Below are 6,972 nucleotides of genomic sequence, written 5' to 3' on the forward strand. Positions count from 1 at the left end.
GCCGGTAATCGAGCAGGGTAGAAGGCAGGTGCAGGCGACGCTCCGGTCCCCGGACGTCGCCTTCTGTGCGTGGGTACTTGGGAGGCTCAACCGGTGTTCAGTCGTGTCGCCATCGTCAACCGTGGAGAGGCCGCGATGCGGCTCATCCACGCCGTCCGGGACCTTTCCGCGGAAACCGGCACCCGGGTCGAGACGGTCGCCCTCTACACCGACGCCGACCGCGACGCGACCTTCGTCCGCGCGGCGGACACCGCCTACCTGCTGGGCCCCGCCGCGGCCCGCCCGTACCTCGACCTCGCCGTCCTGGAGCGGGCCCTCGTCGAGACCGGGGCCGACGCCGCGTGGGTCGGCTGGGGGTTCGTCGCCGAGGACCCCGCGTTCGCCGAGCTGTGCGAGAAGATCGGGGTCACCTTCGTCGGGCCGAGCGCCGAGGCCATGCGCCGGCTCGGCGACAAGATCGGCGCGAAGCTGATCGCCGAGGAGGTCGGCGTCCCCGTCGCGCCGTGGAGCCGCGGCGAGGTCGGCACCCTCGAAGACGCGCAGCGCGCCGGGGCCGCGATCGGCTACCCGCTGATGCTCAAGGCCACGGCGGGCGGCGGCGGGCGCGGCATCCGCATGGTCGCCTCGGACGAGGACCTCGCCGACGCCTACGAGCGCACCAGCCAGGAGGCGCTGCGCGCCTTCGGCTCCGGCGTGGTCTTCCTTGAGCGCCTGGTCACGGGCGCCCGGCACGTCGAGGTGCAGGTCATCGCCGACGGGCAGGGCACGGCGTGGGCGCTGGGCGTCCGCGACTGCTCGGTGCAGCGGCGCAACCAGAAGATCATCGAGGAGTCCGCCTCCCCGGTGCTGGAACCGGGGCAGACCGCGGAGCTGAAGGAGTCGGCCGAGCGGCTCGCCGTCGCCGTCGGCTACCGCGGCGCCTGCACGGTCGAGTTCCTCTATCACCCCGGCGAGAAGCTCTTCGCGTTCCTTGAGGTCAACACCCGGCTCCAGGTCGAGCACCCGATCACCGAGATCACCACGGGCACCGACCTGGTGCGGCTGCAACTGCACGTCGCCGGCGGCGGGACGCTCGACGGCGCCCAGCCGGTCGAGTCCGGCCACGCCGTCGAGGCCCGGCTGAACGCCGAGGACCCCGACCGCGACTTCGCCCCGTCGCCCGGCCGCATCGCCCGGCTGGCGCTGCCGGCCGGACCCGGCGTCCGCGTCGACACCGGTGTCAGCGAGGGCGACACCATCCCCGCAGACTTCGACTCGATGATCGCGAAGATCATCGCCTATGGCGCGAACCGCGAGGAGGCGCTGGGCCGGCTGCGCCGCGCGATGGCCGAGACCACCGTGATCATCGAGGGCGGCGCGACCAACAAGAGCTTCGTGCTCGACCTGCTCGACCAGCCCGAGGTCATCGACGCGAGCGCCGACACCGGCTGGATCGACCGCGTGCGCGCCGAAGGGCGCCTGGTCAGCCACCGGCACTCCGCCATCGCCCTTGCCGCCGCCGCGATCGAGGCGTACCAGGACGAGGAGGAGGTCAGCCGCAGGCGGCTGCTGTCCACGGCGCACGGCGGGCGGCCGCAGGTGCAGCACGAGAGCGGCCGCCCGCTGGACCTCAAGCTCCGCGGCGCCGGCTACCGCGTGAGCGTCGCCCGGGTCGGCCAGAAGCGGTTCCGAGTCGGCGTGTCCGGCGGCGGCGCCGTGCACCCGGCCGACGTCGAGGTCGACCGGTTCGACGCGCACAGCGGCCAGATCGTCGTCAATGGACGCCGCTTCCGGCTGGTGTCGGCCACGCACGGCCCGACCCACCTGGTGGAGGTCGACGGGGTCACCCACCGGATCAGCCGCGACGAGGGCGGCGTGGTCCGGTCGCCCGCGCCCGCGCTGGTCGTCGCGACGCCGTTGGCGGTCGGCGACGAGGTCGAATCGGGTGCGCCGATCCTCGTGCTGGAGAGCATGAAGATGGAGACGGTGCTGCGCGCGCCGTTCCGCGCCCGGGTGCGGGAGTGCCCGGTGTCGGTGGGCAGCCAGGCCGAGACCGGCGCGCCGCTGATGCGCCTGGAGCCCCTCGCCGACGACGGGGCCGGCGCGGACGCCGCGGGCGCCGACACGGCCGTCGAGGTCGACCTGCCGGCCGAACCGCAGGACGTGTCGGCGGCCGGACGGGTCGAACGCGGCCTGCACGACCTGCGCAGCCTGCTGCTGGGCTTCGACGTCGACCCGCAGGACCGCAAGCGCGTCCTGTCGGGGTACCTGGCGGCGCGGGCCGAACTCGGCGGCCGGCCGCTGCCGGGCGAGGTCGACCTCCTGACGGTGTTCGCGGACCTGGCGGAGCTGAGCAGCAAGAACCCGGGCGACGGGTTCGAGGTCGAGCCGGGCAGCCCGGTGCACAGCCCGCGCGAGTACTTCCACAGCTACCTCCAGAGCCTCGACGTCGAGCGGGCCGGGGCCACCGAGGCGTTCCAGGCCCGGCTGAAGCGGGTCCTCGGGCACTACGGCATCGCCGACCTGGACCGCACGCCGGAGCTGGAGGCCGCGGTCTTCCGGATCTTCCTGGCGTCGCAGCGGATGTCGACCGACGCCGCCGTCGTCACGGAGCTGCTGCGGCAGTGGCTGGCGGGGGCGCAGCCGCTGGAGTCGCTGAGCGAACGCGCCGGTCTGGCGCTGGCGCACCTGGTCGAGGCCACGCAGGTGCGCTTCCCCGCGGTGGCCGACCTCGCCCGCGGTGTGGTGTTCCGCTGGTTCGCGCAGCCGCTGCTGCGCCGCAACCGCGCCCAGGTGTACGCCGCGGTGCGGGACGAGCTGCGCTACCTGGACGGCACCCCGGACGCGCCGGACCGCGCGGACCGGATCCGGGCCATGGTCGCGAGCTCCGAGCCGCTGGTCCGCCTGATCGGCCAGCGGATCGGGCGCCCCGGCAGGGACCACGCCCCGCTGCTGGAGGTGCTGACCCGCCGCTATTACGGCAACCGCGGGCTGGCCGGGGTCACCGCACGCGAGGCCGCGGGCTGCCGGTTCGTCACGGGCGAGCACACCGGGTCGAGCGGGGTGACGCGCGTGGTCGCGACCGCCGTCGACATCGCGGCGCTGCCCGACGCCATCGGCGCCGTCGGGGCGTTCGCCGCCGACGTCGCGGACCGCGGCCTGGTCGCCGACCTGTACGTCACGTGGGAGGGCCAGCCGGACGCCGACGCGATGGCGGTGCGGCTCGGCGAACTCCTCGCCGAGCACCCGCTGCCGGCCGGTGTCCGCCGGATCACCACCACCGTCGCCGGCACCAGCGGCGCGGTGATGCACCACCACTTCACGTTCCGGCCCGACAGCACTGGTGACAGCCCCGGTGACGGCACCGGTTTCGCGGAGGACCGGCTGATCCGCGGCCTGCACCCGCAGATCGCGCAGCGCCTCCAGTTGCAGCGGCTGCGCGCGTTCGACCTCACCCGGCTGCCGTCGGCCGACGAGGAGATCTACCTGTTCAAGGCCGTCGCCAAGAGCAACCCCGCCGACGAGCGGCTGTTCGCGATGGCCCAGGTCCGCGACCTGACGCCGCTGCGCGAGACCGATGGGCGGCTGGTCGCGCTGCCGGCGGTGGAGGACGCGATCACCGCGTGCCTGGACGCGATCCGCAACATCCAGGCGCAGCGGCCGCAGAACAAGCGGTTCGACACCAACCGGATCATGATGTACGTCTGGCCGTCGACCGAGCTGACCGGTGACGAGCTGAACACCCTCGTCCAGCGCATCCTGCCGACCACGGCCGGCGCCGGGCTGGAGGAGGTCCAGTTCCTGGCCCGCCAGCGCACGGAGTCGGGCGAGCTGACCGAGGTCGCGGTGCGGATCACCCTCGACCAGGGCCACGGCACGCGCCTGCATGTCGGCGAGCCGTCGGCGGAACCGGTGCAGCCGCTCGACGACTACCGCCAGAAGGTGCTGCGCGCGGCCCGGCGCGGCAACGTCTACCCGTACGAGCTGACCGGCCTGCTCGCCGGGCCCGGCGGCGGCTTCACGGAGCACGACCTCGACGGCGACGGCGCCTTGGTGCCGGTCGACCGGCCGGCGGGCAAGAACACCGCGGCGATGGTGGCCGGTGTCGTCACGACGCCGACCGAGCGTCACCCCGAAGGCGTCACCCGCGTGGTGCTGCTCGGCGACCCCACCATGGCGCTGGGCGCGCTGTCGGAGCCGGAGTGCTCGCGGGTGATCGCGGCCCTCGACCTCGCCGAGCGGATGCGGGTCCCCCTGGAGTGGTTCGCGCTGTCGGCCGGGGCGCGCATCTCGATGTCCTCGGGCACCGAGAACATGGACTGGGTGGCCGCCGCGCTGAAGCGGATCGTCACGTTCACCCAGGGCGGCGGCGAGATCAACATCGTGGTCGCGGGGATCAACGTCGGCGCCCAGCCGTACTGGAACGCCGAGGCGACGATGCTCATGCACACCAAGGGCATCCTTGTGATGACGCCGGACTCCGCGATGGTGCTCACCGGCAAGCAGTCGCTGGACTTCTCCGGCGGCGTGTCGGCCGAGGACAACTTCGGCATCGGCGGCTACGACCGGGTGATGGGCCCGAACGGGCAGGCCCAGTACTGGGCGCCGGACCTGCCGGCGGCCCGCGACGTGCTCATGGCGCACTACGACCACACCTATGTGGCGCCCGGCGAGACGGCGCCGCGGCAGGCGGGCACGGACGACCCGGCCGACCGCGACGTGTCCGGGTTCCCGCACGCCGCCGCAGGCAGCGACTTCGGCACCGTCGGCGAGATCTTCTCCGCGGAGCACAACCCCGACCGCAAGAAGCCGTTCGACATCCGCACGGTCATGCGCGCGCTGTCCGACCAGGACCACCCGGTGCTGGAGCGGTGGGCGGGCATGGCCGACGCCGACACGTCGGCGGTGCAGGACGCGCACGTCGGCGGCCGCCCGGTCTGCCTGATCGGGATCGAGTCGCGGTCGGTGCCGCGGCGCGGCTTCCCGCCCACGGACGGGCCCGACACCTACACCGCGGGCACGCTGTTCCCGCGGTCGTCGAAGAAGACCGCGCGGGCCATCAACGCGGCGTCGGGGAACCGGCCGCTGGTCGTGCTGGCGAACCTGTCGGGGTTCGACGGGTCACCGGAGTCGATGCGCAAGCTCCAGTTGGAGTACGGCGCGGAGATCGGCCGGGCGATCGTCAACTTCGACGGCCCGATCGTGTTCTGCGTGATCTCCCGCTACCACGGCGGGGCGTTCGTGGTGTTCTCCAAGGCGCTCAACCCGAACATGACGGTGCTGGCGCTGGAGGGCTCGTTCGCGTCGGTGCTGGGCGGCGCCCCCGCTGCGGCGGTGGTGTTCTCCGGCGAGGTGCGCAACCGCACCGCGACCGACCCGCGGGTGACCGGTTTGCAGGCGCAGGTGTCGGCGGCCGGCGGTGTCGAGCGGGCGACGCTGAGCGCCCGGCTCGCCGAGGTGCAGTCCGCCGTCCGGGCGGAGCACCTCGGTGCGGTCGCCGCGGAGTTCGACCGGGTGCACAGCATCCAGCGCGCGGTCGAGGTCGGCTCGGTCGACGCGATCATCAGCGCCGCCGAGCTCCGGCCGCGGATCATCGAGGCGATCGAGCACGGCATGAAGCGCTGACGCCCCGCGCGGGTGGCCGCGGGTGTCCGCAGGCGGACACGGCGGCCTGACCTGGCGGGTCGGGCCGGGCGCGCTGCCGCGGGCGGTGCCTGATGAGGAGTCCGCGAGCCGGGACGGCTGTGCGGAGTGCGAAGGAGACCGTGAAACTTACGGTTTCGTAGGTTACGATGGCGTAGGTAACGGCCGGGCGATTTCCCCTGAGGTGGAAGATGGCGTTGACGGAGTCCGCGGGGCACGCGGAGAACGAGGAGCGGCCGCGTCCGGGGGGTGGCCTGGAGAACGATCTCGACCCCGAGCTCCGGAGTTTCACCGAGCGGGCCACGATCTTCGGGTACGTGCTCATCCCGCTGGTCGCGCTGGCGGTCGCGGTGCCGTTCGCGTGGGGGTGGGCGCTGACCTGGGTCGACATCGCGATCGGCCTGGTGTTCTACCTGATCGGCGGCTTGGGCATCACAGTGGGGTTCCACCGGTACTTCACGCACGGCTCGTTCAAGGCCAAGCGCCCGCTGCGCATCGCGCTGGCGGTGGCGGGGACGCTGGCGTTCGAGGGCAGCGTCATCAAGTGGGTGGCCGACCACCGGCGCCACCACAAGTACGCCGACGCCGAGGGCGACCCCCATTCGCCGTGGCGCTTCGGCGACGACTGGCGCTCGGTCGCCAAGGGCTTGTATTACGCCCACATGGGCTGGCTGTACCTGGACAAGCGCAAGACCTCGCTGCGCCGATTCACGCCGGACCTGCTGAAGGACCGCGACATCGTGGCGGTCGACCGGTGGGCGGGGCCGATCTTCCTGGTGTCGATGTTCGCGCCGGCGCTGATCGGGGGATTGGTGACGTGGTCGTGGTGGGGCGCGCTCACGGCGTTCTTCTGGGCGGGGCTGGTGCGGCTGGCGTTCCAGCAGCACGTGACCTGGTCGGTGAATTCGATCTGCCACACCATCGGCGAGGAGAACTTCGAGGTGCGGGACCGGTCGCGGAATGTGTGGTGGCTCGCCATCCCGTCGTTCGGTGAGTCGTGGCACAACCTGCATCACGCCGACCCCACCTGCGCGCGCCACGGTGTGCTGAAGGGCCAGATCGACATCTCCGCCCGCGTCATCTGGGCCTTCGAGAAGCTGGGCTGGGCGTATCAGGTCCGCTGGCCCAAGGCCGAGCGGTTGAACGCGAAGCTGGTGCGCGCCGAGTAGCCGCGTCCCGGAGTTTTCACAGTGGGGAGTCCCGCTCGCGTCGCGCGAGCGGGACTTTCGCATGCCCGGACCATTGCACAATGAATCCGGTTCTTAAGATTCACCGAGTGGATCAGACCGAAACCCGTACCCTGGCGGTTCGCCGAATACATTTCCCTGGAAACCGCGAAACATCGCCCGA

Annotated in this window: 2 protein-coding genes; both read left to right on the forward strand. The window is 72.4% G+C overall.

Annotated elements, in window-relative coordinates; all coding sequences use genetic code 11:
- The first annotated feature begins 93 nt into the window (after positions 1–93).
- Entirely contained in the window at positions 94–5,604 is a 5,511-nt protein-coding gene (locus CLV63_RS31015; RefSeq protein ID WP_106586812.1) for an ATP-binding protein, read from the forward strand.
- A gap of 209 nt (positions 5,605–5,813) precedes the next feature.
- Positions 5,814–6,791, forward strand: coding sequence for an acyl-CoA desaturase (locus tag CLV63_RS31020; protein ID WP_106586813.1), 978 nt, complete (start codon positions 5,814–5,816; stop codon positions 6,789–6,791).
- The last annotated feature ends 181 nt before the right edge of the window (positions 6,792–6,972 follow it).

It is taken from the genome of Murinocardiopsis flavida (assembly GCF_003014485.1).
GTDB lineage: Bacteria > Actinomycetota > Actinomycetes > Streptosporangiales > Streptosporangiaceae > Murinocardiopsis > Murinocardiopsis flavida.

What these genes read in the sequence shown, in the direction of transcription:
- CLV63_RS31020 (WP_106586813.1), top strand. Translation starts at nt 5,814, where the DNA reads ATGGCGTTGACGGAGTCCGCGGGGCACGCGGAGAACGAGGAGCGGCCG.